This is a genomic window from Janthinobacterium sp. LPB2021202312-11-4, from assembly GCF_037049705.1.
Taxonomy (GTDB): Bacteria; Pseudomonadota; Gammaproteobacteria; order Pseudomonadales; family Pseudomonadaceae; genus Aquipseudomonas.
In genome coordinates this window covers 422,110-446,945 of the sequence record NZ_JBAGKV010000001.1, presented here as the reverse complement: position 1 = coordinate 446,945, position 24,836 = coordinate 422,110, and the positions used below count along the sequence as shown (strand labels likewise).

General features: G+C 61.4%; 26 protein-coding genes. 15 read left to right on the top strand and 11 right to left on the bottom strand.

Annotated features, from left to right (window positions below):
- Positions 1 to 2 precede the first annotated feature (2 nt).
- Genes V5E99_RS02045 through lptM form a run of 4 tightly spaced genes read right to left on the bottom strand, consistent with a single transcriptional unit; the run spans position 3 to position 3,010 of the window.
- Positions 3 to 728 carry a DUF484 family protein gene (locus V5E99_RS02045; protein ID WP_499800516.1) on the bottom strand — a complete coding sequence of 242 codons (726 nt, stop codon included), beginning with the start codon at positions 726 to 728 and terminating at the stop codon, positions 3 to 5.
- A gap of 13 nt (positions 729 to 741) precedes the next feature.
- Positions 742 to 1,572 carry a diaminopimelate epimerase gene (gene dapF / locus V5E99_RS02040; RefSeq protein ID WP_499800515.1) on the bottom strand — a complete coding sequence of 277 codons (831 nt, stop codon included), beginning with the start codon at positions 1,570 to 1,572 and terminating at the stop codon, positions 742 to 744.
- Between the two features lie 4 nt (positions 1,573 to 1,576).
- Positions 1,577 to 2,824 (bottom strand): diaminopimelate decarboxylase, encoded by a 1,248-nt coding sequence (gene lysA / locus V5E99_RS02035; RefSeq protein WP_499800513.1) that lies wholly within the window; start codon positions 2,822 to 2,824, stop codon positions 1,577 to 1,579.
- 9 nt (positions 2,825 to 2,833) lie between these two features.
- Entirely contained in the window at positions 2,834 to 3,010 is a 177-nt protein-coding gene (lptM, locus tag V5E99_RS02030; RefSeq protein ID WP_499800512.1) for an LPS translocon maturation chaperone LptM, read from the bottom strand.
- Between the two features lie 329 nt (positions 3,011 to 3,339).
- Between lptM and cyaY the strand changes: the two genes are divergently transcribed.
- The 3 genes from cyaY (at position 3,340) to rnk (ending at position 5,003) form a co-directional block, all read left to right on the top strand.
- On the top strand, positions 3,340 to 3,672 hold the full coding sequence (gene cyaY / locus V5E99_RS02025; RefSeq protein WP_017341439.1) for an iron donor protein CyaY: 333 nt from the start codon (positions 3,340 to 3,342) through the stop codon (positions 3,670 to 3,672).
- Entirely contained in the window at positions 3,557 to 3,895 is a 339-nt protein-coding gene (locus V5E99_RS02020; RefSeq protein ID WP_499800511.1) for a DUF1289 domain-containing protein, read from the top strand. Before cyaY ends, V5E99_RS02020 begins: the two co-directional genes overlap by 116 nt.
- A gap of 697 nt (positions 3,896 to 4,592) precedes the next feature.
- Entirely contained in the window at positions 4,593 to 5,003 is a 411-nt protein-coding gene (rnk, locus tag V5E99_RS02015) for a nucleoside diphosphate kinase regulator (RefSeq protein WP_499800510.1), read from the top strand.
- Between the two features lie 5 nt (positions 5,004 to 5,008).
- Here rnk and V5E99_RS02010 read toward each other — a convergent pair whose 3' ends face one another.
- The 3 genes from V5E99_RS02010 to V5E99_RS02000 all read right to left on the bottom strand — a co-directional run bounded on the left by V5E99_RS02010 (position 5,009) and on the right by V5E99_RS02000 (position 8,819).
- A complete protein-coding gene (locus V5E99_RS02010; RefSeq protein WP_499800509.1) occupies positions 5,009 to 7,855 on the bottom strand; it encodes a class I adenylate cyclase in 2,847 nt (948 codons plus the stop codon).
- 194 nt (positions 7,856 to 8,049) lie between these two features.
- Positions 8,050 to 8,295 (bottom strand): TIGR02647 family protein, encoded by a 246-nt coding sequence (locus V5E99_RS02005; RefSeq protein ID WP_499800507.1) that lies wholly within the window; start codon positions 8,293 to 8,295, stop codon positions 8,050 to 8,052.
- 239 nt (positions 8,296 to 8,534) lie between these two features.
- Positions 8,535 to 8,819 carry a hypothetical protein gene (locus V5E99_RS02000; protein ID WP_046032224.1) on the bottom strand — a complete coding sequence of 95 codons (285 nt, stop codon included), beginning with the start codon at positions 8,817 to 8,819 and terminating at the stop codon, positions 8,535 to 8,537.
- A 124-nt stretch (positions 8,820 to 8,943) separates the two neighbouring features.
- Here V5E99_RS02000 and V5E99_RS01995 point away from each other — a divergent pair, with 124 nt between their 5' ends.
- Positions 8,944 to 9,603: a glutathione S-transferase family protein gene (locus tag V5E99_RS01995; protein WP_499800505.1), complete on the top strand. Its 660-nt coding sequence runs from the start codon at positions 8,944 to 8,946 to the stop codon at positions 9,601 to 9,603.
- Positions 9,604 to 9,716: 113 nt separating this feature from the next.
- On the opposite strand, the gene argH is transcribed toward V5E99_RS01995, so the two are convergent.
- Complete coding sequence (gene argH, locus V5E99_RS01990) at positions 9,717 to 11,111, bottom strand: argininosuccinate lyase (protein WP_123509691.1); 1,395 nt, start codon at positions 11,109 to 11,111, stop codon at positions 9,717 to 9,719.
- A gap of 460 nt (positions 11,112 to 11,571) precedes the next feature.
- On the opposite strand from argH, the gene V5E99_RS01985 reads away from it, so the two are divergent.
- The 7 genes from V5E99_RS01985 (at position 11,572) to V5E99_RS01955 (ending at position 18,087) form a co-directional block, all read left to right on the top strand.
- Positions 11,572 to 12,318 (top strand): LytR/AlgR family response regulator transcription factor, encoded by a 747-nt coding sequence (locus tag V5E99_RS01985; RefSeq protein ID WP_499800503.1) that lies wholly within the window; start codon positions 11,572 to 11,574, stop codon positions 12,316 to 12,318.
- Between the two features lie 138 nt (positions 12,319 to 12,456).
- Positions 12,457 to 13,398: a hydroxymethylbilane synthase gene (gene hemC, locus V5E99_RS01980; RefSeq protein ID WP_499800502.1), complete on the top strand. Its 942-nt coding sequence runs from the start codon at positions 12,457 to 12,459 to the stop codon at positions 13,396 to 13,398.
- Positions 13,395 to 14,162: a uroporphyrinogen-III synthase gene (locus V5E99_RS01975; RefSeq protein WP_499800501.1), complete on the top strand. Its 768-nt coding sequence runs from the start codon at positions 13,395 to 13,397 to the stop codon at positions 14,160 to 14,162. Before hemC ends, V5E99_RS01975 begins: the two co-directional genes overlap by 4 nt.
- Before the next feature lie 16 nt (positions 14,163 to 14,178).
- On the top strand, positions 14,179 to 15,321 hold the full coding sequence (locus V5E99_RS01970; RefSeq protein WP_499800500.1) for a uroporphyrinogen-III C-methyltransferase: 1,143 nt from the start codon (positions 14,179 to 14,181) through the stop codon (positions 15,319 to 15,321).
- The gene (locus V5E99_RS01965) at positions 15,318 to 16,556 is read left to right on the top strand and encodes a heme biosynthesis protein HemY (protein ID WP_499800498.1); all 1,239 of its coding nucleotides are present in this window, start codon (positions 15,318 to 15,320) and stop codon (positions 16,554 to 16,556) included. Before V5E99_RS01970 ends, V5E99_RS01965 begins: the two co-directional genes overlap by 4 nt.
- Positions 16,557 to 16,899: 343 nt before the next feature.
- Entirely contained in the window at positions 16,900 to 17,406 is a 507-nt protein-coding gene (locus V5E99_RS01960) for a disulfide bond formation protein B (protein ID WP_499800497.1), read from the top strand.
- 222 nt (positions 17,407 to 17,628) lie between these two features.
- Positions 17,629 to 18,087 (top strand): Rsd/AlgQ family anti-sigma factor, encoded by a 459-nt coding sequence (locus V5E99_RS01955; RefSeq protein ID WP_046045098.1) that lies wholly within the window; start codon positions 17,629 to 17,631, stop codon positions 18,085 to 18,087.
- Positions 18,088 to 18,147: 60 nt separating this feature from the next.
- On the opposite strand, the gene V5E99_RS01950 is transcribed toward V5E99_RS01955, so the two are convergent.
- A complete protein-coding gene (locus V5E99_RS01950) occupies positions 18,148 to 18,813 on the bottom strand; it encodes an FKBP-type peptidyl-prolyl cis-trans isomerase (protein ID WP_499800496.1) in 666 nt (221 codons plus the stop codon).
- A gap of 192 nt (positions 18,814 to 19,005) precedes the next feature.
- On the opposite strand from V5E99_RS01950, the gene V5E99_RS01945 reads away from it, so the two are divergent.
- Positions 19,006 to 20,055, top strand: coding sequence for an AlgP family protein (locus V5E99_RS01945; protein WP_499800494.1), 1,050 nt, complete (start codon positions 19,006 to 19,008; stop codon positions 20,053 to 20,055).
- Here V5E99_RS01945 and V5E99_RS01940 read toward each other — a convergent pair.
- Entirely contained in the window at positions 20,052 to 20,516 is a 465-nt protein-coding gene (locus V5E99_RS01940) for a TIGR02444 family protein (protein WP_499800493.1), read from the bottom strand. The genes V5E99_RS01945 and V5E99_RS01940 overlap by 4 nt on opposite strands.
- 50 nt (positions 20,517 to 20,566) lie before the next feature.
- On the opposite strand from V5E99_RS01940, the gene V5E99_RS01935 reads away from it, so the two are divergent.
- From V5E99_RS01935 to V5E99_RS01925, 3 genes are all read left to right on the top strand, one after another.
- Complete coding sequence (locus tag V5E99_RS01935) at positions 20,567 to 22,477, top strand: ATP-binding cassette domain-containing protein (RefSeq protein ID WP_499800492.1); 1,911 nt, start codon at positions 20,567 to 20,569, stop codon at positions 22,475 to 22,477.
- A complete protein-coding gene (locus V5E99_RS01930) occupies positions 22,477 to 23,058 on the top strand; it encodes a mechanosensitive ion channel domain-containing protein (protein ID WP_475265091.1) in 582 nt (193 codons plus the stop codon). Before V5E99_RS01935 ends, V5E99_RS01930 begins: the two co-directional genes overlap by 1 nt.
- 237 nt (positions 23,059 to 23,295) lie before the next feature.
- Positions 23,296 to 23,928 (top strand): LysE family transporter, encoded by a 633-nt coding sequence (locus V5E99_RS01925; RefSeq protein ID WP_499800491.1) that lies wholly within the window; start codon positions 23,296 to 23,298, stop codon positions 23,926 to 23,928.
- 162 nt (positions 23,929 to 24,090) lie between these two features.
- Here V5E99_RS01925 and V5E99_RS01920 read toward each other — a convergent pair whose 3' ends face one another.
- Entirely contained in the window at positions 24,091 to 24,834 is a 744-nt protein-coding gene (locus V5E99_RS01920; RefSeq protein ID WP_499800490.1) for a hypothetical protein, read from the bottom strand.
- Positions 24,835 to 24,836 lie beyond the last annotated feature (2 nt).

Below are 24,836 nucleotides of genomic sequence, written 5' to 3'. Positions count from 1 at the left end.
GATCAGCGTACCGAGCGTAGGGAGTTGTTGACCCGTGGCAGCACGCGGCCCATGACTTCGGCGATGTAGCTCAAGAACAGCGTGCCGACCGAGCTCTTGTAGTGCTGCGGATCACGGCTGGCGATGGCCAGGACGCCGTGGATGCCTTGATGGCTGATGGCGACGACGGCGGTGGAGCCGATCTGCTTGCGTTGTTCTTCGCCGAACAGGAAGTCCAGTTCGTGTTCACGCAGGCTGCCACAGACGCTTTTGTCTTCCGAAAGCAGGCCGCCGATGGCGATTTGCGCTTCGGCGTGGGTGGCCCAGCGGCCCACTGGCATGGCGTTGTCACCGAGCAGGATCAGGCTGACGAAGGGCACCTGGAAATCCTGGCGCAGGCTGTCTTCGACGCTGATCACCACGTCTTCCAGGCTGGTGGCGTCCATCAGCGCAAGGATCAGGCGGCGGGTCTTGTCGAAGAGGCGGTCGTTGTCGCGGGCGACGTCCATCAAATGCGAGAGGCGGTGACGCAGCTCGATGTTGCGGTCACGCAGGATGGTCATCTGGCGCTCCACCAGCGAAATGGTGTCGCCACGCTGGTGGGGAATACGCAAGGCCGGGAGCAGTTCTTCGTGTTCGACGAAGAAATCCGGGTGAGCCTCCAGGTACGCGGCAATCGCCGCCGCCTCCAGGCTTTCGGACGCTGATTCGTCGGGCTGTCGGGCGGGTACCTGAGGCTTATCGGTCATGGGTTTGGCTCACTCAAAGACGCACTTGTCCTTCATATACACGCACTGCCGGACCGGTCATCTTCACCGATTGGCCAGGCCCTGCCCATTCAATGGACAGGCGCCCGCCGGGCAGGTCGATCAATAGCGGCGAATCCATCCACCCCTGGCTGATCGCGGCCACTGCAGCCGCACAGGCGCCGGTGCCACAGGCCTGGGTTTCCCCGGCCCCGCGTTCCCAGACGCGCAGTTGCGCACGGTTCCGGTCGATGACCTGGAGAAAACCGACATTGACCCGCGCCGGGAAACGCGGGTGGTTTTCGATTTTCGGGCCCAGTTCATGCACCGGTGCGTTATTGATGTCGCTGACCCGCAGCACGGCGTGGGGGTTGCCCATGGACACCGCGGCCAGTTCGACCGTGATGTCGTCGACTTCCAGTTGATAGCTCAAGGCCTGGCCTTCGGCTTCGAACGGAATGTCGGCCGGCACCAGGCGCGGGGCGCCCATGTCGACGCCGATCTGGCCGTCGCTGCGGATGTCCAGTTCGATGATGCCGCTTTTGGTCTCGACACGGATCTGCCGCTTGGCGGTCAGGCGCTTGTCGAGCACGAAACGGGCGAAGCAGCGCGCACCGTTGCCGCACTGCTCCACTTCGGAACCGTCGGCGTTGAAGATCCGGTAGCGGAAATCCACGTCCGGGTTGCTCGGGGCTTCGACGATCAGCAACTGGTCGAAACCGATGCCGGTGTGCCGATCACCCCATTGCTTGGCGTGCTTGGGCAGGATGTGCGCGTGCTGGCTGACCAGGTCGAGGACCATGAAGTCATTGCCCAGGCCGTGCATCTTGGTAAAACGCAGCAGCATGGTTTTACTCCGGCAGCAGGCTTTCGCCGGCAAACAACTCGGCTACCGTCTCACGGCGACGCACTTCAAATGCCTGATCACCGTCCACCAACACTTCGGCGGTACGCCCGCGGGTGTTGTAGTTGGAGCTCATGACAAAGCCGTAGGCACCGGCCGAATGCACGGCCAGCAGGTCGCCTTCTTCCAGGGCCAGTTCACGCTCCTTGGCCAGGAAGTCGCCGGTTTCGCAGATCGGTCCGACGATGTCGTAGGCGCGAGCGGCGGTATCGCGAGGACGCACGGCGGTGACATTCATCCAGGCCTGGTACAGCGCCGGGCGAATCAGGTCGTTCATGGCCGCGTCGACGATGGCGAAGTCTTTGTGTTCGGTGTGCTTGAGGTACTCGACCTGGGTCAGCAATACGCCGGCGTTGGCGACGATGAAGCGGCCCGGTTCGAACACCAGCGCCAGGTCGCGACCGTCGCAGCGCTCGCGCACGGCTTTGATGTAGTCGGCCACCAGTGGCGGCTCTTCATCGCGATAACGTACGCCGACGCCGCCACCGAGATCGATGTGACGCAGGTAAATGCCGCACTCGCCGAGACGATCGATCAAGCCCAGCAGGCGATCGAGGGCATCGAGGAACGGTGGCAGGCTGGTCAGTTGCGAGCCGATGTGGCAATCGACGCCCAGCACTTCCAGGTTTGGCAGTTGCGCGGCGCGGATGTACACGTCTTCGGCATCGGCGATGGCGATGCCGAACTTGTTCTCTTTAAGACCGGTGGAAATGTACGGGTGGGTGCCGGCATCGACGTCCGGGTTCACGCGCAGCGAGATTGGCGCGCGAACGCCCAGCTCGGCGGCGACCACTTGCAGGCGTTCCAGCTCATCGGTGGACTCGACGTTAAAGCAATGCACGCCGACTTCCAGGGCACGACGCATGTCTTCACGGGTCTTGCCGACGCCGGAGAACACGATCTTGTCGGGGCTGCCGCCAGCGGCCAGGACCCGTTCCAGTTCACCCCGGGAGACGATGTCAAAACCGGCGCCGAGACGGGCCAGGACATTCAGTACACCCAGGTTGGAGTTGGCCTTGACGGCAAAGCACACCAGGTGCGGCACGCCGGCCAGCGCATCGGCATAGGCCAGGTACTGGGCTTCGATGTGGGCGCGGGAGTAGACGTAAGTCGGTGTACCAAAGCGTTCGGCGATGGCGGACAGGGCCACGCCTTCCGCGAACAGTTCACCGTCACGGTAGTTAAAAGCGTCCATGGCGTTCCCTTATTGGTAGACGTCGTGCTTGTGTGCTTTGGACGCAGGCGTCTGCTGCGACGACTTGGCCTGCTCGGCAGGGTCTTGGGTGTCGTCAGGCAGGTACAGCGGGCCTTTTTGACCACAGGCCGACACAAGGCAAGCAACCGCGACGAGCGCAGCAAGGGAAGAGATCAGGCGCTTCATGGCGAAATCCTTGAAAATGCGTTAATTGCGCCGGAGTATACCGGCCACCCGGCAGCTTGCCTATGTAACGCGGCTCCCGTCCGGCGGGCCTTGGACGACGGCGGTAAGTTATGCGCGATCCACTGTGGGAGCGGGCTTGCTCGCGAAGGCGGTGGTTCAGTCAACAAAGATGTCGGATGTGCCGGCCTCTTCGCGAGCAAGCCCGCTCCCACAAGTGCAGTGTTTGGTGTACCTATATCGGCCCTTGGTCGTTATCCTTTGCAATCACCGGGGCTCGCCCGTATCTTGCGGCGCTTGAGCGTGATCAGACATTTTTTGAGGTTCCTGCGATGAGTTTGACCGAAGCCCGTTTCCACGACCTGGTCGATGCCACCCAGCAATCGCTGGAGGATATTTTCGACGAGAGTGATCTGGATATCGATCTGGAGAGCTCGGCCGGTGTGCTCACCGTCAAGTTCGAAAACGGCAGCCAGTTGATCTTCAGCCGCCAGGAACCGCTGCGTCAGTTGTGGCTGGCGGCGGTGTCCGGTGGCTTTCATTTCGACTATGACGAAGAGAGCGAGCGCTGGATGTGCGACAAGAGCGAAGAGCAGTTGGGTGAAATGCTTGAGCGCATCGTCAAGCAGCAGGCCGGCGCTGAATTTGATTTCGAAGGTTTGTGAGATCGTGACTCAGCCTGCACCGGTTCGCCCGCCGAAGCCGCTTTTCAGCAATGTCAGCCCTGCGGTGCCTTCACCTTGCAGCGGTGTGTGTCGGCTGGATGAGCAGAAGGTTTGCCTGGGGTGTTTTCGCCATGTCGAAGATATCCGCGAATGGCGTTCGGCGGATGATGATCGGCGCCGGGTGATTTGTGCTCAGGCCTCTGATCGTCGGCTTATGGGGTGATGGGGGCTTGGCGGCCTTTGGGCCGGCCAGGTTGATGGTTGATTGGGTACATATCCGTTTCTGCGGTAACGGCGGCTTATGGTTTCGCTCTTACAGCGAGTCCCTTTGGCAAACGCCCCAAAGGAACCAAAGGTCTCGCCCCGAGCGTCCGGCCCCTCGCTTAGGCTCGGCGTGCCTTCGTTCCGGTATTCATCTGGGGGCATCGCCTCCGGTCGGCTTCGCTTCGACCTCCTCTCGATGTGTGCGACTTCGTCGCACGGCGCTGCGCGCCTGCCCCCCAGATGAATACCTCCACTCAGCCTGCCGAAGGGGCGGGCAGGGCAAGATCAAGAGCTGCAGGCGAGCTAACGCTCGGCCTGATGAGTGGTTAGAAGCGGGTGGCGTACACCCAACCCTGTAGGAGCAAGGCTTGCCCGCGAAGGCGGCCTGACAGCCGACCTGTCTCTTCCGGCTGTACGCCATCCCCCGTAGGAGCTGCCGAAGGCTGCGATCTTCTGATCTTGCTCTTCGTTGGGCCTGACGACGCCAAAAAATCGCTGCCTTCGGGAGCATGCTCACCGTCCGGTGCCGGCTTGTATATTTATTGAGCTGTGATAGTGTCCGGAAACGCCTCAACCCATCGAGGCTCGTGAAAACCCCGCCTTTTTCTGGCGGGGTTTTGCTTTTTTTGTGCAGAAGAAAGGAGTCTGCCCGGATCATGACCGTACCTTCCATCACCCTTACCCGTCTGGACGTGCAACGTCTGGAGCGTCTGATCGACAGCCTGGATGAAACGCTGCCGGGCGTTATCGCGCTGCAAACAGAACTGGATCGCGCCGACACACTGGTCGGCCACGATGAAGTGCCCGCCGATGTCGTGACCATGAATTCACGCGTGCATTGCCGCGAAGAAATCAGCGGCAAGGATTACCACCTGACGCTGGTGTATCCCAAGGATGCCAATGCCGACGAAGGCAAGATTTCGATTCTGGCGCCGGTGGGCAGTGCCTTGCTGGGCTTGAAGGTCGGTCAACACATCGACTGGCCAGCTCCCGGTGGCAAGACCTTGAAACTGACGCTGCTGGAAGTGGAATCGCAGCCGGCCCATGGTGGCGATTTCCCCGAGTAAAACCCTTAGACCTGCTCGAGCGCTTCGTTCAAGGCGCGCTCCAGGTCGGCTTTGTAGCGCAGGTACAGATTGCTTGAGCTTTGACCATCACCGAGCAGGCCCGAGAGGTCCAGGTCGGTGATATAGCAGCGGTAGCGTTCTGTTTCCCGGCGTTGATCGATGATTTCCCGGGCGACTACGCCGAACAGTTGATCGCCATGCTCCAGCTCTGAAAATTCCCGCTGATTGCAATACAACGTGACCTGCACCTGTCCCGGTGCGGCTTTGCCGATGATCGCCTGGACGTCGTAGAACGGTTTGTTGACCGGGGTTTGCGGCGCGGGCCGGGCTTCGGTCCGACGCGCACGGCCGGGGCCGGACGGCAACAGTTGGTAATACAACGTGTCGAGGCTCAGGGGCTGGGCGGCGTCCATCGGCAGCAAGGCGTCCCGGCGATACTGGATCGATTGCAGGAAGCGTTGCAGCGGCACCAGCAGGCTTTGCTCGTCGTGATAGGGCAGTCGCTGCGCCCACAACGCGTTGAATTCATCCAGCACGTACACGTCGGCCTGCTGCTCGTTGATCCGGTAGAACACCTGCACGCATTCCGGCTGGCCCATCGGCAACAGCAGCGCCAGGTCCTGTTCTTCGAGGGCCATCGGGTCCAGGTGCAGCGGGCTGTAGCTGGCCAGCTCTTCGCCCAGGTAGTCGAACAGTGCCGGCAATGTGGCCAGGGCGATGTGGTTGACCTGGCCGGGCGCCAGTTCCAGCACGTGATAGTGCTGCTGGACCTGAATCAGATAGCGGTGATTGAGGTTGCTCAGCAGCAGGTTTTGCGCGGTATCGAGGATTTCCTCCACCCGCCGGGCGATGAACTGCGCGCGGTTGTGGCAGAAACAACGCACCCGCAGACGTGGCTGCTGCGGCCCTTTGGGCAGGTTATTGAGGTAATCGCGCACGCAGTCGAGCAGCGCGTGAGGCCCGTCGAAGCGGTTGACCAGCACTTCGTTCCAGCTATTGAGCGTGACCTGATCGAGGGTCAGCACCAGGTTTTCCCGCACCCCGGCATAACTCAGGGAATCGGTGCGCTCGGTGGTCATCAGGATGTTCAAGTCGCGGTGATGCTTGAGCGGGTCGACGCCGACGTTCACCAGGATCAGCACCTCGCTCGGCACGGCGGCGCGCAGCAAGGGCTCCTCGGCAACGGTGGTCAGGGGCAGGGCGACGCTCTGTTGCAGGCTGCCGAGCAGATTGAACAGTTCGAACTCGCTCAAGTCGCTGCTGCCGGGGTGCAAGGCCAGGCGGGTGCTGCTGTCGATGACGCCGTTGCGATGGCACCAGGTCAGCAGTTCCAGCAACTGGCGGCTGCGCTTGATCGGCGCGAAGTGTTCCCACTCATGGGCGGCGAGGCTGCCGTTGTACAAGCCCCATTGGCTTTGCCCCGGTTCTTTCTTGTTCGGTGCCTGCACCAGGGTCAGGGTGTCTTCGGCCAGGTCCGGGGCGATGCCCGGATTGATGAATTCGACCTTGTCCGCCTTGCGCTCGAAGGCCGCATACAGCCGTCGCCCAAGCACATTGAGGTCGCGTTTGTTGATCAGGCTGACGGTTTGCTCGGTGCGGGCGAATTGGGTCAGGAAGCGGTAGCTGTAATTCAGCTCGTTCACCAACGCCCGGCGTTCGGCGCTGACCTGCCGGACTTTCCACTGACTGCGGCTGTCGAGCAGCGCCAGTTGCCGTTGATCCCAGTGCCATTCGCTGGCCAGGCGTTCCAGCAGCGAGCGCTGCCAACTCGCGGTGCGACTGTTGCTGCCAGTGAGCTTGCGATTGACCTTCAGGTACAACGCGCGGCGCACCAGTTCCAGGCGCTCCGGCTCGCCACGGGCGGTGAGGTATTCCTCGATGCGCCGGTAGACCACGATGTACGGGTCCAGCTCATCGAGGTCCAGCCGATTGGCAAACACGGCCTGCTTGAAGCGCAAACTCAGGCAATGAACCTTGGGGTGTTCGCTGGCGTAGACCTCGGTTAGCAACAGTTTGAGCACGGATTTGTAGGGCGACTCGATGCCCTTGAACAACTGCCACAGCCCGGCGCCGATAAATTCCCCCGGCGGAATGTGCGCCAAGTGCCCGAGGTCGAGGGTTTCGTCGGCGCGGATAAAACGCTTGGACAGCAGCGTGTGGGTGTACTGGTGGTAACCGGCCTCTTCGTAGACCGGCACCAGCCACCAGATCGGCGTGCGCCCGGCCAGCCAGATCGCCGTGCGATAAAACTCGTCCAGCAGCAAATAGTGCTGGGTGGTGCCGCAGTCTTCGGAGCTCAATTGCGTGTCGCGCTCACCCCGGACGAAACGAATCGGGTCGATCAGGAAGAAATGCGCCTCGGCCCCCTGGCTGGCGGCCCAGACTTCGAGTAACTGGCACTTTTTGCGCAGCTCGGTGAGTTCGTTTTCGCTCAAGTCCGGGGCGTGGCAGACCCACACGTCCATGTCGCTCTGGTCGGCCTGGGCCAGGGTGCCGAGGCTACCCATCAAAAACAGCCCATGGATCGGGCGCGGCGGATTGCTGCCGTGGCGGGGCTTGTAGGAAAACGAACGGGTCAGCCGTTGGGCTTCGGCGAGCACAGTGTTGTCGGGTTCATAGTTCGACAGTCCGGCCGGCGTGCTGCCGGACACGTAACCCGGCAACAGCGGATGATTGACGTGGAAAAACAGCGGCAGCAGGGTCAACACCCCTTGCTGGCGCGTCGACAACCCTTCCATGGCGCGGGCCATGCGGCCTTCGTTGAGCTTGAGAAAACGGGCGCGCAACTGGCTGAGGACCTTGCGGTCGATTCCCTCGTCCAGATCGGGGCGGATTTCGTGGGTGCGGGTCATGTCAGCTCAAACCGGCTCGCGAGGCACGGACGTGGGGGGCTGCGGATGAGGGGCAGTTTAGCGCCTCGGCCCCGGGACTTTTAAGCTGAATTTGTATTTCTGGCGTCAGATATCTATCGCGAGGCGACAGCAGGCAACCGAGAGTGCCCGCGGAAATCCCGTAGCAGGGGTTCCCGTGGGCGATACGGTGGCGATCAGGCGGTTTCTTCGACGCTGAGAATGGTCAACAGGGTTTGTATATTTTGCGCAGCGTCACGACCCAGGCTGGTCAGATAACCGCCATCGGGCTGGTCGATCAGCTCTTTTTCGTACAGGCGTTGGGCGGCGGCAATGGCTTTCGGGGCAGCGGTCTGATGAATTTTCAAACCTTCCTGGGAACTGTCCAGGTTGAAGAGGGCGAGGATTTCCAGTTCGGCAACCAACTCAGGGGTAAGCGACATAAGGACTCCAGACTTTCTAGGAATTGGACGATAGCGCCCCTAAGGTGAGCCCACTCGTGCGGCATGTCCAGTGCTGGCAGCAGGGTTTTTTCGCCTCGGGAAACATTCCCCGGCGGTTGGTGCGGCGGCGGGGTGTTGTAGGAGCGAGCCTTGCCCGCGATTGCCGCACTGCGATCTGTCAGATGAATCGTGTCATCGTTCATCGCGGGCAAGCCTCGCTCCTACAAGGGGGCGGGGGCTTACTTCTTTTCCGGCGGCAACTCTGGCAATGCGCGCAGGGCGGTTTCGTACCATTCGGTGTTGAACGCGCGGTCTTCTTCGAGGATCGCGTCGATTTCCACCGCCAGCACGTGGGCCATCAGATTGAGAATTTCTTCACGCTCGTAACCCACCAGGGTCAACTTGTTGAAGGTGGCCTTGGCGGCCGGTGGGTTGTCGCTTTCGATCTGGTTTTCAATCGCTTCGATCAGCGTGTTTTCGGTGAATTCTTCTTCGTCGTTATCGATATCAGTCGGCTCGCTCATGGCAGGCTCCTCAAGTTAAGGCGGGCAGTTTACCTGCATTCAGCGCTGTGATGCTGCTGGCAAGAATCGCCTCGGCGATCTATAAAACAGGACTGCCAACCCCGCACGGCCCGGAGGCTTTGTGATGCTCAAGCTTTATGGATTTTCCGTCAGCAACTACTACAACATGGTGAAACTGGCGCTGCTGGAGAAGGGCGTGCCGTTCGAAGAAGTGCTGTTTTACCCGGGGCCGAGCCCTGAAGCACTGGCCATCAGCCCGCGCGGCAAGGTGCCGGTGCTGGGGGTTGGACAGGGATTCGTCAACGAAACCGCCATTATTCTTGAGTACATCGAGCAAACCCATAAAGGCACGCCGCTGCTGCCGAGCGATCCTTTCGAGCGTGCGCAAGCCCTGGCGCTGGCCAAGGAAATCGAGCTGTACATCGAGCTGCCGGGCCGTGCCTGTTATGGCGAAGCGTTTTTCGGCTCGCCCGTGCCGGACGCGATCAAGGACAAGACCAAGGCTGAATTGCTGCTGGGCTTTGCCTCGCTGGGCCGGCACGGCAAGTTCGCCCCGTATGTGGCGGGCGACAGCCTGAGCATCGCGGATTTGTATTTCCTCTACAGCGTGCCCCTGGCCTGTGCGGTCGGGCAGAAACTGTTCGGGATTGATCTGTTGGCCGAGATGCCGGCGGCCAAGGCGCTGCTGGAGCGTCTGGAGCAGAACCCGCATGTGCAGCGGATTGCGGCGGACAAGGAAGCGGCGATGCCAGGGTTTTTGGCGATGGTCGCGTCCAAGAAGTAGGGTTTTTTAGCGTCTTCAAAACCGCTTTCGCGGGCAAGCCTCGCTCCTGCGGGATGTACGTCGATTTCGAAATCAGCGCATACCTGTAGGAGCGAGGCTTGCCCGCGAAGCTTTTAACGGCTTGCGAGCAACGCCTGACCGCGAACCACAGCCTTCTTGACCTGCGCCGGCGCAGTCCCGCCGATATGGTCACGGGCATTCACCGAGCCTTCCAGGGTCAGCACGGCAAACACGTCCTGATCGATCTGGTCGCTGAACTTGCGCAGTTCTTCCAGGCTCATTTCCGCCAGGTCCTTGCCGCTTTCCACGCCGTACTTCACGGCGTGGCCAACGATTTCGTGGCAGTCACGGAAGGGCAGGCCACGGCGCACCAGGTAGTCCGCGAGGTCGGTGGCAGTGGAGAAACCGCGCAGCGCCGCTTCGCGCATCATCGCGTGCTTGGGTTTGATCGCCGGGATCATGTCGGCAAAGGCGCGCAGCGAGTCGCGCAGGGTGTCGGCGGCGTCGAACAGCGGCTCTTTGTCTTCCTGGTTGTCCTTGTTGTAGGCCAGGGGTTGGCCTTTCATCAGGGTCAGCAGGCCCATCAGGGCGCCGAATACGCGACCGGTCTTGCCGCGAACCAGCTCCGGCACGTCCGGGTTTTTCTTTTGCGGCATGATCGAGCTGCCGGTGCAGAAGCGGTCCGGCAGATCGATGAACTGGAATTGCGCGCTGGTCCACAGCACCAGCTCTTCGGAGAACCGCGACAAGTGCATCATCGCGATGCTCGCGGCCGAGCAGAATTCGATGGCGAAGTCGCGATCGGACACGTTGTCCAGGGAGTTGCCGCCGACGGCGTCGAAGCCCAGCAGTTGCGCGGTGAACTCACGGTCGATCGGGTAAGTGGTGCCCGCCAGTGCGGCGCTGCCCAACGGCATGCGGTTGGTGCGTTTGCGGCAATCCACCAGGCGCTCGTAGTCGCGGCTGAGCATTTCGAACCAGGCCAGCATGTGGTGCCCGAAGGTTACCGGCTGCGCGGTTTGCAGGTGCGTGAAGCCCGGCATGATGCTGCCGGCCTCGCGCTCGGCCTGCTCCAGCAGACCTTTTTGCAGGCGGGTGATTTCGGCCAGGATCAGGTCGATTTCGTCACGCAGCCACAGGCGGATGTCGGTGGCGACCTGGTCGTTACGGCTACGGCCGGTGTGCAGTTTTTTACCGGTCACGCCGATGCGGTCGGTCAGGCGCGCCTCGATGTTCATGTGTACATCTTCGAGGTCGATGCGCCAGTCGAACTGGCCGGCCTCGATTTCACCCTGGATGGTCTTCAGGCCATCGGTGATGCTGTCGCGCTCGGCATCGGTCAGCACGCCGACCTTGGCCAGCATGGTAGCGTGGGCGATCGAGCCCATGATGTCGTGGCGATACAGGCGCTGGTCGAAAGTGACGGAGGCGGTGAAGCGGGCGACGAAGGCGTCGACGGGTTCACTGAAGCGGCCGCCCCAGGACTGATTGGTCTTGTCAGTGCTCATGAATTCGCTCGTATCGGCTTGAAGAAAGTTGGCGTTGAACGCTGCGGCGGATAATAACAGGGTTGCCAATCCTGTCGCTGACACTGGTCGATACGTTTTTTTCTCATCCCTCGGTCCATACTCGGGGCAATACCGTGGGAAATTGCGCAACGATATTTTTCAATTGAGCAATATCGCGCCGGCAACCGTCTACAGTTGGACAGTAGGATCAGCGCACTTCTCTATGCTGCGGCTGACGATAAGAAGAGGGGGTGTTCATATTGTGTATCAGCAAACCCTACGGCGATGCCTCGCCAACGCGGGCCTGGGCCACCAATCGCCCGGCAGATGAAAATTTAGCCGCCGGTCTCGCGGCACTTTTTGGCCCTCGCGCCAGTCTTAGCGTGGATCGCGGTGACGGATGTCACTTCACCTGTCTACGCTATCCTTGTGCGAGACTCACGCAGGAATCCAGCGCAATATGAATGTCCTGATCGTTGATGACGAACCCCTGGCCCGCGAGCGCCTGAGCCGAATGGTCGGCGAACTCGAGGGATACAGTGTCCTGGAGCCCAGCGCCACGAACGGCGAAGAGGCGCTGGCACTGATCGACAGCCACAAGCCGGATATCGTGCTGCTCGATATCCGCATGCCAGGCCTTGATGGCCTGCAAGTGGCTGCCCGACTGTGCGAGCGCGAAACCCCGCCAGCCGTGGTGTTTTGCACCGGGCCCGATGAATTTGCCGTGGAAGCCTTGCAGGCCAGCGGTGTCGGTTATCTATTCAAACCGTTGCGAGCCGAGTTGTTACTCGATGCCTTGAAGAAGGCCGAGCGGCCCAATCGGGTCCAGCTCGCCGCTCTCACTCGTCCGGCCGCCGAAACCGGCAGCGGCCCACGTAGCCACATCAGTGCCCGCACCCGCAAAGGCATAGAGCTGATCCCGTTGGGTCAGGTGGTCTATTTCATCGCCGACCACAAATACGTGACCTTGCGCCACGAAGGCGGCGAAGTGCTGCTGGACGAACCGCTCAAGGCGCTTGAGGACGAATTCGGCGACCGTTTCGTGCGAATCCACCGCAACGCCCTGGTCGCCCGCGAACGTATCGAGCGTCTGCAACGCACGCCGCTGGGGCACTTCCAGCTGTTCCTCAAAGGCTTGAACGGGGATGCGCTGATTGTCAGCCGCCGCCACGTGGCCGGCGTGCGCAAAATGATGCAACAGCTTTAATCCGCCGTTCCCAGGCGGATTTCTCACCCGATTGCCGGACGTTCAAGGCCAGGGAGGCCGTGCAGTTCCTGATACAAGTCAAAGTGGATTTGGCTGAGCTGTTATTATCCGCCGTATCTATTCAGTACGGATTGATCCATGTCCTCTCGCGAAATCCGCATCGCCACCCGTAAAAGTGCGCTGGCCCTCTGGCAGGCCGAATACGTCAAAGCTCGCCTGGAGCAGGCCCACCCCGGCCTGCGGGTGACGCTGGTGCCCATGGTCAGTCGTGGCGACAAGCTGCTCGACTCGCCACTTTCTAAAATCGGTGGCAAGGGCCTGTTCGTCAAAGAACTGGAAACTGCGCTGCTGGAAAACGAAGCCGACATTGCCGTGCACTCGATGAAAGACGTGCCGATGGACTTCCCTGAAGGCCTGGGTCTGTTCTGCATCTGCGAGCGCGAAGACCCGCGCGATGCCTTCGTTTCCAATACCTACGCCAGCCTGGATGAGTTGCCAAAAGGCAGCATCGTCGGGACGTCCAGCCTGCGCCGTCAGGCCCAGTTGCTGACCCGTCGCCCGGACCTGGAAATCCGTTTCCTGCGCGGCAACGTCAACACCCGTCTGGCCAAGCTCGATGCCGGTGAATACGACGCCATCATCCTCGCCGCGGCCGGTTTGATTCGCCTGGGCTTCGAAGATCGCATCACCTCGGCGATCAGCGTCGATGACAGCCTGCCGGCCGGTGGCCAGGGCGCGGTGGGTATCGAATGCCGCAGCGCCGACAGCGAAATCCACGCCTTGCTGGCGCCGCTGCATCACCAGGACACCGCCACTCGCGTCACCGCCGAACGTGCCCTCAACAAGCATCTGAATGGCGGCTGCCAAGTGCCGATTGCCTGCTACGCCGTGCTTGAAGGCGATCAGGTCTGGTTGCGTGGGCTGGTGGGCGATCCGAGCGGTGGTTTGCTGCTCAGTGCCCAGGCTCGTGCGCCGCGCGGTGACGCCGAATCCTTGGGCGTGCAAGTCGCCGAAGACCTGCTGAGCCAGGGTGCCGGCGACATTCTGAAAGCGGTCTACGGCGAGGCAGGTCACGAGTGACCGGCTGGCGTCTGCTGCTGACGCGCCCCGCGGATGAGTCGGCGGCGCTGAGCAGCGTGTTGGCCGAATGCGGGATTTTCAGCAGCTGTCTGCCGCTTTTGGAGATAGCGCCGATTCCCGCCTCTGACACAATGCACGAGGTGATCCAGGGTCTGGATCGCTACTGCGCGGTGATCGTGGTCAGTAAACCGGCGGCCAGGATCGGCATCGATCTGCTCAGTCAATATGGGCCGAAGCCAGCGCACCTTAAGTGGTTCACGGTGGGCGCCGCGACTGCGCAAATCCTTGAGGCTTTCGGGCTTGATGTGAGCTTCCCGGTCGAGGGCGATGACAGCGAAGCCTTGCTTGCACTTCCCGTGTTGCGCGAGGCTATCGCCCGGCCCGATCCGCGGGTGTTGATCCTGCGCGGGGAGGGCGGTCGCGAGTTGCTGGCTGAGCGTTTGCGCGAGCTTGGTGCTAGTGTCGAGTATCTGGAGTTGTACCGTCGTGGCATGCCGGATTACGCGACGGCTGCACTGCCGGACCGGATCGAAGCGGAACGCTTGAACGGGCTGGTGGTCAGCAGTGGACAGGGTTTCGAGCACTTGCATCAATTGGCTGGCGATGCCTGGCCGCAATTGGCGCAGTTGCCGTTGTTTGTTCCAAGCCCAAGGGTCGCCGAGCTGGCACGTGCCGCCGGGGCCCGAACTGTTGTGGATTGTCGTGGCGCGAGTGCCACGGCTTTGCTGACGGCGTTACGGGAGCAACCCGTACCCGTTCTCTAATGCAAAGGATGGATACGTGAGCGAAACACTCTTGCCTAAAGATGACGTGCAGCCGGTGCTCGATGCGCCTGTTGAAACTCCACCACCTGCTGCGGTGCAGCGTAGAGGCAATGGACTCGCAATCGTCGCCCTGTTGCTGGGCGCTGCCGGTGTTGCCGTAGGCGGTTGGGGCGTCTGGCAGGTGCGACACCTGCAGGCCAACACCCAGCAGCAATTGAGTGAAGTCCAGGCGCTGAACGATCAGGCCCAGAGCCTCAAGCTCAGTGATCAACGCCTGACCGCGCGCCTCGAACAATTGCCGGCCGCCGATGAACTGGAAGACCGTCGCCGTTTGGTGACGCAGCTCCAGGGCGATCAGCAACGCTTGAATCAGAAGCTCGAAACCGTCCTCGGTGCCAGCCGCAAAGATTGGCGTCTGGCCGAGGCCGAGCACTTGCTGCGTCTGGCCAGCCTGCGTCTGTCGGCGCTGCAGGACATCAGCAGCGCCCAGGCCCTGGTGCAGGGGGCCGATGAAATTCTCCGCGAACAGAATGACCCCGGCGCCTTTGCCGCCCGCGAGCAGGTCGCCAAGACGTTGGTGGCCTTGCGCAGCACCGAGCAGCCGGACCGCACCGGGTTATTCCTGAAACTCGGCGTCTTGCGCGATCAGGTGATCAACCTCACCGAGCTGGCGCCGGAGTATAAGGACCGTGGCGAATCCCTGCTGGGCCTGACCGCCGATGGCGATGGCGCCAGTCGCTGGGCGCAATGGTGGGATCAGATCTCGCATTACATCCGCATCGATTTCAATGCTGACAAGAATGTCCGTCCGTTGCTGGCCGGGCAGGGCTTGAGCCAGGTACGCCTGGCCCTGAGCCTGGCGCTGGAACAGGCGCAATGGGCCGCGCTCAACGGCCAGGCGCCGGTGTACACCCAGGCGCTGACCGAAGCGCGGGATGTGCTCAAGGGCAATTTCAACCCGGACAACCCGCAAAGCAAAATCATGCTTGAACAAGTTGCGGAGCTGAGCAAGGAGCCGGTCACGGTAGTCACTCCGGACCTGACCGGTACATTGAGCGCGGTTCAGGGTTATCTGGAGCGGCGCAATGTGAATGCCGAAGACTCGATCAAACCACTGGCCAAACCTGCCGCGAACACTGCGCAGGAGGCCACGCCATGAAACGCCTCTATGTGATTCTGTTCCTGCTCATCGCTGCCGCCGGAGCGCTGGGGTTGGCGATTGCCGAGCATTCCGGCTACGTGCTGATCGCCTATAAAAGCTTCCGCTATGAGTCGAGCCTGTGGGCGACCCTGGCGTTGCTGGCGGTGCTCTGGCTGGTGTTCTGGGGCATCAAGGCGTTGGTCGAACTGGTGACGACGTCGGGTGGCGTGGTCAATCCCTGGTCGCGGCGCAACCGCAGTCGCCGGGTACAAGTCGCCATCGAGCATGGTCAACTGGACCTTGCCGAAGGTCGCTGGGCCAGTGCCCAGCGTCATCTGCACCGGGCCGCCGAAGCCGAGCGTCAGCCGTTGTTGTACTACCTCGGCGCCGCCCGCGCCGCTAACGAGCAAGGTCACTACGAGGAATGCGACAACCTGCTGGAGCGCGCCCTTGAGCGTCAGCCCCAGGCCGAGTTGGCGATTGCCTTGAGTCACGCGCAGTTGCAGACCGATCGGGGCGACACCGAAGGTGCCCTGACGACCCTGCAAGCGATGCACGAGCGTCATCCGCATAACGTGCAGACCTTGCGTCAGTTGCAGCGTCTGCATCAACAGCGCGGCGACTGGTCGGCGGTGATTCGCCTGCTTCCGGAGCTGCGCAAGGATAAAGTCCTGCCGGCGGCCGAACTGGCTGAGCTGGAACGTCGGGCCTGGGGTGAAAATCTCAGCCTGGCGGCGCGCGGCGAAGAGGATGGGACCGTCGGTTTGCAGGCACTCACCCGCGCCTGGCAGCAGCTCACCAATGCTCAGCGTCAGGAGCCGCAATTGGTCCTGGCCTACGCCGAACAATTGCGGCAACTGGGGGCGCAGGTCGAGGCTGAAGAAGTCTTGCGTGCGGCACTCAAGCGCAACTATGACAGCCATCTGGCACGTCTCTATGGGCTGGTGCGCGGCAGCGATCCGGCGCGTCAGTTGCAAACGGCCGAGGGCTGGCTCAAGGATCATCCGGCCGACCCGAGCTTGCTGCTGACCTTGGGTCGTCTGTGCCTGCAAAGCAGCTTGTGGGGCAAGGCCCGGGATTATCTGGAAAGCAGCCTGCGTGTGCAGCGCAACCCGGAAGCCTGTGCCGAACTGGCCAGGTTGCTGGCGCAATTGGGCGACACCGAGCGCAGTAACCAGTTGTTCCAGGAAGGCCTGGGCCTGCTGGATGAACGCCTGCTGGCGGCTCCGCTGCCGGTGGCGGTGCGCGCCTGATTCAACAGCCGACATAAAACCCGAGGGAGCTCGCCTGTGCTGAGGGGGCTTGCCTGTGGCGAGGGGGCTTGCCCCCGTCGGACTGCGCAGCAGCCCTCATTCTGGAGGCGCCTCGCACCCCATCCGAAGCAAGCTCCCTCACACACAAAATGTGTGTTCCGCCGCCGAATGTTTAGTCTTGTAGTCCCTGTGCGGCAGAGTCCTACAAGGGGCTACCTCAAATCCTCTTGATTCTGTCGGGAATTCCCTACACTTCTGGTGAAGTGTCCGTGCCGGCCCGCCTTGAAAGGCTGGCGCGCTTTCCTCTACCGTAACCGCCTGTCTCTACTGTTACGGATTAGCCATGTCTTTGGCCTGCTCACGCTCCTTGTTTTTCATGGCTTTCACCGCGGGTGCCCTGGCCTTGGGCGTTTCCTATTACCTGGAATACGTGGTCGGCCTCAAGCCTTGCGGGTTGTGTTTATTGCAGCGGATTTGTCTGGCGCTGCTGATGCTGGTTTGCCTGGTGGCCTCGGTGCATGGTCCACGGCGATTGGGGTCTTTCATCTATTGGTTGCTGGCGTTGGCCGCCAGCCTGGGCGGGACCGTCGCCGCGTGGCGTCAGGTGTTGTTGCAGAGCGACCCGCAGCAGCAGCTCTCGACCTGTTCGCCCAATATGGACGACGTGTTTGGCAACATGCCGTGGACGTGCATCGTAAAACGGCTGTTCAAGGGCGCCGATGAGTGCGCGCAGATCTCCTGGAGTTTGTTCGACTTGAGCATCCCGGAATGGAGCCTGCTGTTCTTCGTCGCGATGCTGATCCTGGGGATCTATCAGTTGCTGCGCCATGTCTGGATCGCTTGTCAGTGACCGCCCAGCGGCGAGTCGTCGCACCACGCCATGGCTGGCGATTAAACACTTGTATGAACTTTATCTCCTGCGTACCTTGAAGCCATTGTCGTGCGGGCATAATCTGGCCCGCACGTGTCATTGGAATTATGTTGCTCGATGACGCTCTGCCTGGCCGATTCCTGACCTTCAAGAAGGCGTCAGGTGTAGAGCAGCATGACCCACAAGGGAAGAGAGATCACCATGCTCGAAAGTTGTCAGAATGCTCAGGAACGCTGGGGTGGAGTGCATCTGCTGATCGATCGCTGGTTGCAGGAGCGTCACGAACTGGTTCGGGCCTATGACGCTCTCGGCGCCAAGCCAGAAGCGCTGGGCGAGAACCGAAAGCCATTGCAGGAATTCTGCGGCGTGCTGGTCGATTACGTGTCCGCCGGGCATTTCGAAATCTACGAACAGCTGACCGGCGAAGCCAAGGCCTTCGGTGATACGCGCGGCCTGGAACTGGCCGAGACGATCTACCCACGCATCGACGTCATTACCGAGAAACTGCTCGCGTTCAACGACCTGTGCGATGCCGGCCAATGCGTTGCCGAGAAATTCAAGGAGCTGGGCGGCCTGTTGCACGAACGCTTCGAACTGGAAGATTGCCTGATCGAAGTGCTGCACACCGCTCACAAGGAAGAGGATTCGGTTCAGGCCTGAACCCCTTCGTTCAACACACAAAAACGGTGCGCTCTGCGCGCCGTTTTTCGTTTCCGCTATTTAGCTGCTGGCGCCGCGCAATTCGACCTCGAATACCAGCGGCGTAAACGGCGCAATCAGGTCGCCGGCACCGTCGGCGCCATAGGCCTGCTCCGATGGAATCACCAGGCGCCACTTCGCGCCCACCGGCATGTTTTGCAGCGCGCTGCGCCAGCCAGTGATCACGCTGTCGAGACTGAACCACTGCGGCTGACTGTTCTGATCGAACACCGTGCCGTCGGGCAAGCGACCGATGTACACCACTTGGACCTTGCCGTTTGGCCCTGCCTTGGCGCCGGTGCCTGGGGTCAGCTCCGTCATCAACACGCCATCGGCCAGTTCGTGAACGCCGGGCCGGGCTTTTTCTTCGGTGAGGAAACGCTGTTCTTTTTCCAGCGCCTCTTCGCTTTGTGGCGCGGCCGGTTGCAAGGCGACCTGGGCTTCGTGGTCGGCAAGGATCTGTTCGATCTGCGCGTCTTTCAGGGCCAGGGGTTTGCCTTGATAGGCTTGCTGCAAACCTTCGATCAGCGCCTGAAGCTGCAAGTCCGGAACCTCTTGGCGCAAGCGTTCGCCGAGGCTCGCGCCCAGGCTGTAAGCGAGATCGTGAGCGTCATTTTCAGCGGTTTTTTCGGCGGCTTGGACGGTGGAAAAACACACGAGCAGGGATAAAAAAAGGTAGCGCGACATGGGCACTCTCCGACCTGAGATGCCGGGGATTATGCCAGTGAGGACAGGTGAAACGGTGAACTGCTTTTGCGTTGGCGCAGAACATTTTCAATCCGTTGCAACGCAGCGCTTTCGATACTGTCAACATGACCTAGCGGCGGTGTCAGCAGAGGTCTAGTATGAGCCGCATTCACGTCAGCCAGGAGGTAAACCATGTCGGCCACCAAGAAGCCTGTAAATACTCCGTTGCACTTACTCCAACAACTTTCGGGCAGCCTGCTCGAGCATTTGGAAACCGCTTGTTCCCAAGCCTTGGCTGATGCTGAAAAACTGCTCGCCAAACTGGAAAAGCAGCGCGGAAAAGCGCAAGAGAAACTGCACAAATCCCGTACCAAATTGCAGGACGCTGCGGCGGCCGGCAAAGCCAAGGCACAGGCCAAGGCGAAGGACGGCGTCAAGCAACTCGAAGACTTGCTCGATGCTTTGAAGGATCGTCAGTCCGAGACCCGCACCTACATTCTGCAACTCAAGCGTGATGCTCAAGAAAGCCTGAAACTGGCCCAGGGCGTCGGTCGCGTACAAGAGGCTGTCAGCAAGGCGTTGTCCCTGCGTTCGGCCAAACCTGCTGCGGCACCTGCCAAGAAAGCTGCTGCCAAACCGGCTGCCAAAGCACCGGCCAAAGCCGCCGCAAAACCTGCTGCGAAAAAACCAGTGGCGGCGAGCGCTGCAAAACCAGCGGCTAAAACGGCCGCTGCCAAACCTGCCGCTGCAAAAGCAGTTGCTGCCAAACCCGCTGTAGCGAAAACCGCAGCTGCAAAACCGGCTGCCAAACCTGCGGCTAAAACCGCCGCTGCGAAACCTGCTGCCAAGCCGGCCGCTAAGCCAGTCGCTGCTAAAACCGCTGCGAAACCAGCGGCCAAGCCTGCTGCCAAACCAGCCGCTAAAACCGCAGCTGCCAAGCCAGCCGTAAAACCGGCGGCAAAACCTGCTGCTAAACCGGCTACCGCAAGCGCTGCCAAACCTGCCGCGGCCAAACCCGCTGCCAAGCCAGCGGCCAAACCCGCTGCCAAGCCAGCGGCTAAACCTGCTGCTGCAAAACCAGCGGTGAAAAAACCAGTCGCCGCTAAACCGGCTGCCGCGCCAGCCGCCAAGCCTGCCACCCCGGCTGCCGCAGCATCGCCTGCTCCAGCCAGCACCTCGACAACGACCGCTGCGCCAGCTTCGGCCGCTGCATCGAGCACCACCCCAACCAGCGCTTCCTAAGTGCCGGTTACCGCGACGCGCAGCTGAAGCAGCGCGTCGCGGTCCAGGTTGGCGGCGCCTGCCGCCACACCTTCCAGCCAGGCCGATCGTTCGGTCACCTCATCTTGCGGCCACTCCAGGGCCGTGCGTTCCAGTTGCATCAGCAAATGCCGTTCGGATTCCAACTCAAGGGTTTTGATTTGCTCGCGCAACGCATTGAGCTCTGGGTCGTCAGCGGCGGCGATTTTCCATTGCGTGCGTAATGCCCGTAACGGCTGCACGACATTCACCTCCCAAGGCCCGGCCACCTGAAAAAGCGCCTGCAAGCGTTGCTCGGTGCAGCCCACAGTCCGTTGTTCCAGCCACAACCCGCACAGCAACAGGCAGACATTTGCCCCCGCCGATTGCAATTGCAGGCACACGCCTTCAACGCCGGGACGGGCGTAAGTGTTCAGGGAAAAGCTCCACAGGTCAGCAGACATAGTGCTACTCGCGCCAGTTGCGAGCGAAGCTGATAGACTCCGCCGCCATTATGATCCGAATTCAGAACCTGACTTTACAGCGTGGCCCGCAACGTCTGCTAGAAGACGCCGAGCTGACCCTGCACGCCGGCCACAAAGCCGGCCTCATCGGTGCCAACGGCGCCGGCAAATCGAGCCTGTTCGCCTTGCTTCTGGGCGACCTGCATCCGGATTCGGGTGACTGCTTGCTGCCGGGCGACTGGCGCATCGCCCACATGCGCCAGGAGATCGACACCCTCGATCGCATCGCGGTCGACTACGTGCTCGATGGCGACCTGCGCCTGCGTGAGGTGCAACGTGACCTCGCCGCCGCCGAAGCGGCCCACGACGGTGCCGCTCAGGCCCGCCTGCATGCCGAACTCGACAGCGCCGACGGTTACACCGCCGACGCCCGGGCGCGCAAGCTGCTGGCGGGGCTTGGGTTCACCAACGATCAGATGGATCGTCAGGTAGGAGATTTCTCCGGTGGCTGGCGGATGCGTCTGAACCTGGCGCAGGCATTGATGTGTCCGTCGGACCTGTTGCTGCTCGATGAGCCAACCAACCACTTGGACCTCGACGCCATCATCTGGCTCGAAGACTGGCTCAAAAGCTATCCCGGCACCTTGATGCTGATTTCCCACGACCGGGATTTTCTCGATGCCGTGGTCGATCACGTGGCCCACGTCGATCAGCGCAAAATCACCCTGTATCGCGGTGGCTACAGCGCCTTCGAACGCGCCCGTGCCGAACGTCTGGCTCAGCAACAGCAAGCCTACGAGAAGCAGCAGGCGCAACGTGCGCACATGGAAAGCTACATCGCCCGCTTCAAGGCCCAGGCCACCAAGGCCCGTCAGGCCCAGAGCCGGATCAAGGCGCTGGAGCGCATGGAAGAGCTGTCCGCCGCCCACGTCGATTCGCCGTTCGACTTCGTGTTCCGCGAGTCGCACAAGATTTCCAGTCCGTTGATTGATATCTCCGACGCGCGCCTGGGTTACGGCGAGCGCGCCGTGCTGGAGAAGGTCAAGCTGCAACTGACCCCTGGCGCGCGCATCGGTTTGCTCGGGCCAAACGGTGCGGGTAAATCGACCCTGATCAAAAACCTCGCCGGTGAACTCGAGCCGCTGTCCGGGCGCTTGACCCGTGGCGAGAACACCGTGGTCGGCTACTTTGCCCAGCATCAGCTCGACTCGCTGGACTCCAAGGCCAGCCCGTTGCTGCACATGCAGCGCCTGGCGCCGACCGAGCGCGAGCAGACCTTGCGCGACTTCCTCGGTGGTTTCGACTTCCGTGGGGCGCGCATCGATGAGCCGGTGCTGAACTTCTCCGGTGGCGAGAAGGCCCGCCTGGCGCTGGCGTTGATCGCCTGGGGCCGGCCGAACCTGTTGCTGCTCGACGAACCGACCAACCACCTGGACCTGGAAATGCGTCTGGCGCTGACCATGGCGTTGCAGGAATTCACCGGTGCGGTGCTGGTGGTCTCCCACGATCGTCATTTGCTCAAAAGCACCACTGATAATTTCTACCTGGTGGCGGACGGCAAGGTCGAAGAGTTCGACGGCGACCTTGAGGACTACACCCGTTGGTTGGTGGACTATCGCCAGCGCAATGCCCCGGTCAGCAATACCCCGGTGAACCCGGACAAAACCGACAAAAAGGCTCAGCGCCAAGCCGCCGCTGCGTTGCGTCAGCAACTGGCGCCGCACAAGCGTGAAGCCGACAAGCTCGAAGCCGAGCTGGGCAAGCTCCACGAGAAACTGGCGAAGATCGATGCCAGCCTCGGCGATAGCGACATCTACGAGCCGGCACGCAAGAACGAATTGCGTGATCTGCTGGCCGAACAGGCCAAGCTCAAGGTCCGTGAAGCCGAACTGGAAGAATCCTGGATGGAAGCCCTGGAACTGCTGGAAAGCATGCAGGCGGAGCTGGAGGCATTGTCCTGATGGACGCCTTCAAGCTGCCGCTGCCGGCGATGTGGGTCGAGCCGATCTGGCTCGGCGTGCAAATCCTGCTGATCCTGCTGGCGGGTTACCTCGCCCAGCGCTTCGTTGCCAAAGGCCTGACCCGACTGGGCGAGCGCTACCCGTTTCCGCCCCAACTGCTGATGCCGCTGCGCGGTGGTCTGCGCTGGCTGATCATGGGCAGCGCGTTGATCTTTGTGCTGGAACGACTCGGCGTGTCGGCCACGGTGCTCTGGACCGCGTTGTCCGGGTTCGTCGCGGTGGCGGCCGTGGCGTTCTTCGCCATGTGGAGCGTGCTCTCCAACCTGCTGTGCGCAATTCTGATCTTCACTGTTGGCCCGTTTCGCATCGGTGATGTGGTCGAACTGGTGGACACCCTCGACAAGCCGGGCGTCAAAGGCCGGGTCGTGGCGATCAATCTGCTGTTTACCACATTGATCGAAGCGGAAGAGGCGGGGACTGGCAGCGCGATGGTGCAAGTGCCTAACAGCCTGTTCTTCCAGCGCTCGGTTCGGCGCTGGCGCGGGTCGGATGTTTTCCCTTCGAGCGGGTTTGAGAAGTAAGTCTTCGTTGCTTGATAGACCGCTTTCGCGAGCAAGCCCGCTCCCACAATGGATCTCCAGTGCACACATTATTTGTGAACAACACTGGGCCACTGTGGGAGCGGGCTTGCTCGCGAAGGGGCCCTATAGCTGCAAACGCTGGTCGGCAGCCCCCTCTGCCCTGTAAAAAATCGGTAGTCATCGGCCCAAAGCCGCATTAGCTTAGACGTCTGTCACGAGTCTGAGTCGAGGTGTGCGATGGTGCTTCAAACATGGCTGGCGTTTTTTGCTGCCTGCTGGGTGATCAGTCTGTCTCCCGGTGCCGGCGCCATTGCGTCGATGTCCAGCGGCTTGCGTTACGGTTTCTGGCGCGGTTACTGGAATGCCCTGGGCCTGCAATTGGGTCTGGCGTTGCAGATTGCGATTGTGGCCGCCGGTGTCGGTGCGATCCTCGCGGCGTCGGCCACGGCGTTCTATGCGATCAAATGGTTTGGCGTGGCCTATCTGGTTTATCTCGCGGTCAAGCAATGGCGCGCGCTGCCCAGCGATATGAGCGACGACGCCTCCGTGCGACAGATCGGCAAGCCGCTGGCGCTGGTGTTCCGGGGTTTCCTGGTGAACGTCAGCAACCCCAAGGCGTTGGTGTTCATGTTGGCGGTGCTGCCGCAGTTCATTGACCCGCACGCACCGTTGGTGGCTCAGTACCTGATCCTTGGCGCGACCATGATCTGCGTCGACCTGATCGTCATGGCCGGTTACACCGGGCTGGCGTCCAAAGTGCTGCGCCTGCTGCGCACCCCGAAACAGCAGAAACGCATGAACCGCACGTTTGCCGGGCTGTTCATTGGCGCGGCGGCGTTCATGGCGACGTTGCGTAAAGCGGTGGTGTAATTCCATCAGGCATAAAAAAGGCGACCTTTTCAGGTCGCCTTATCGTTCCTACGCTCTGCGTGGGAATGCCTCAACGGACGCTCCGCGTTCGGCTCTGGATGGGACGCGGAGCGTCCCGGGCTGCATTCCCACGCGGAGCGTGGGAACGATCAGCTTCCAGGCTCAGCGCAGGATAACCGGCGCCGTATCCCGTGGCAGGTTGTTACGCTGCGGGGCTTGCCCCGGCTTCTCGTAACTGGGGCCGCCGAGCTGTTGGCTCAGCTGCCCGGCCACGTCTTCGCCCAACGCCTTGGACACATCACGCACTACCCGAGGGCGGTTCAGCGAAATCTTGATGTCCCGGCCATTCACCAGTTTGGTGTCCTGGCCTTCGCCCATCGCCGTGAAGGCCGAGGTGATTTCGAAGGTCTTGGTGTTGATCAGGCTGAAGTCCGCCACCAGGGTCAACGCCAGCACCGCTGAATAGCTGTCAGTGTTCGCCAGCTCGTTGGTGTCCTGGGTGAAGTCGATGTCCGACACCGTGCCGAACAACACGTAGTCCGCGCCTTTGAAGTTACCGGCCTTGATCCGCTTGATCACATCGTAGATGTCACCCTTGGACGCAGCGGTATACGGCGTGCCCTGCACCAGTTGGAACATGCCGGTGCGCAGGATTTCACCCTTGATGTCGCCGGTGAACTTACGCAGCTCGGTCTGTTCGATGTAGCTGGTCGTGGCCTCGTACTCGTTGTAGCTCGACGAACCGCTGGCGCTGTAGTAACCCTCGCGAAAATTGCTCTGCGCCGAAACGGTGTGGATGTATTGCTCCACGCGTTCCTGATAGGCCAGATCCGTGACTGCAACTTTCGGGGCCGCTTGCACGCTGAACGCGCAAGCCAGGGCCATCATGCCAATCCATGTGCGCATTG

Excerpts from the sequence above, each read along its gene's own strand:
- lysA (WP_499800513.1), bottom strand. The coding sequence starts at position 2,824 with ATGGACGCTTTTAACTACCGTGACGGTGAACTGTTCGCGGAAGGCGTG.
- lptM (WP_499800512.1), bottom strand. The coding sequence starts at position 3,010 with ATGAAGCGCCTGATCTCTTCCCTTGCTGCGCTCGTCGCGGTTGCTTGC.
- V5E99_RS01945 (WP_499800494.1), top strand. The coding sequence starts at position 19,006 with ATGTCGGCCACCAAGAAGCCTGTAAATACTCCGTTGCACTTACTCCAA.
- rnk (WP_499800510.1), top strand. The coding sequence starts at position 4,593 with ATGACCGTACCTTCCATCACCCTTACCCGTCTGGACGTGCAACGTCTG.
- V5E99_RS01985 (WP_499800503.1), top strand. The coding sequence starts at position 11,572 with ATGAATGTCCTGATCGTTGATGACGAACCCCTGGCCCGCGAGCGCCTG.
- V5E99_RS02020 (WP_499800511.1), top strand. The coding sequence starts at position 3,557 with ATGACGAAGAGAGCGAGCGCTGGATGTGCGACAAGAGCGAAGAGCAGT.
- V5E99_RS01940 (WP_499800493.1), bottom strand. The coding sequence starts at position 20,516 with ATGTCTGCTGACCTGTGGAGCTTTTCCCTGAACACTTACGCCCGTCCC.
- V5E99_RS01950 (WP_499800496.1), bottom strand. The coding sequence starts at position 18,813 with ATGTCGCGCTACCTTTTTTTATCCCTGCTCGTGTGTTTTTCCACCGTC.
- V5E99_RS01930 (WP_475265091.1), top strand. The coding sequence starts at position 22,477 with ATGGACGCCTTCAAGCTGCCGCTGCCGGCGATGTGGGTCGAGCCGATC.
- V5E99_RS02000 (WP_046032224.1), bottom strand. The coding sequence starts at position 8,819 with ATGAGCGAGCCGACTGATATCGATAACGACGAAGAAGAATTCACCGAA.
- dapF (WP_499800515.1), bottom strand. The coding sequence starts at position 1,572 with ATGCTGCTGCGTTTTACCAAGATGCACGGCCTGGGCAATGACTTCATG.
- hemC (WP_499800502.1), top strand. The coding sequence starts at position 12,457 with ATGTCCTCTCGCGAAATCCGCATCGCCACCCGTAAAAGTGCGCTGGCC.
- V5E99_RS02010 (WP_499800509.1), bottom strand. The coding sequence starts at position 7,855 with ATGACCCGCACCCACGAAATCCGCCCCGATCTGGACGAGGGAATCGAC.
- V5E99_RS01995 (WP_499800505.1), top strand. The coding sequence starts at position 8,944 with ATGCTCAAGCTTTATGGATTTTCCGTCAGCAACTACTACAACATGGTG.
- V5E99_RS01925 (WP_499800491.1), top strand. The coding sequence starts at position 23,296 with ATGGTGCTTCAAACATGGCTGGCGTTTTTTGCTGCCTGCTGGGTGATC.
- V5E99_RS01920 (WP_499800490.1), bottom strand. The coding sequence starts at position 24,834 with ATGCGCACATGGATTGGCATGATGGCCCTGGCTTGCGCGTTCAGCGTG.
- V5E99_RS02005 (WP_499800507.1), bottom strand. The coding sequence starts at position 8,295 with ATGTCGCTTACCCCTGAGTTGGTTGCCGAACTGGAAATCCTCGCCCTC.
- V5E99_RS02045 (WP_499800516.1), bottom strand. The coding sequence starts at position 728 with ATGACCGATAAGCCTCAGGTACCCGCCCGACAGCCCGACGAATCAGCG.
- V5E99_RS01960 (WP_499800497.1), top strand. The coding sequence starts at position 16,900 with ATGTCTTTGGCCTGCTCACGCTCCTTGTTTTTCATGGCTTTCACCGCG.
- cyaY (WP_017341439.1), top strand. The coding sequence starts at position 3,340 with ATGAGTTTGACCGAAGCCCGTTTCCACGACCTGGTCGATGCCACCCAG.
- argH (WP_123509691.1), bottom strand. The coding sequence starts at position 11,111 with ATGAGCACTGACAAGACCAATCAGTCCTGGGGCGGCCGCTTCAGTGAA.
- V5E99_RS01965 (WP_499800498.1), top strand. The coding sequence starts at position 15,318 with ATGAAACGCCTCTATGTGATTCTGTTCCTGCTCATCGCTGCCGCCGGA.
- V5E99_RS01935 (WP_499800492.1), top strand. The coding sequence starts at position 20,567 with ATGATCCGAATTCAGAACCTGACTTTACAGCGTGGCCCGCAACGTCTG.
- V5E99_RS01955 (WP_046045098.1), top strand. The coding sequence starts at position 17,629 with ATGCTCGAAAGTTGTCAGAATGCTCAGGAACGCTGGGGTGGAGTGCAT.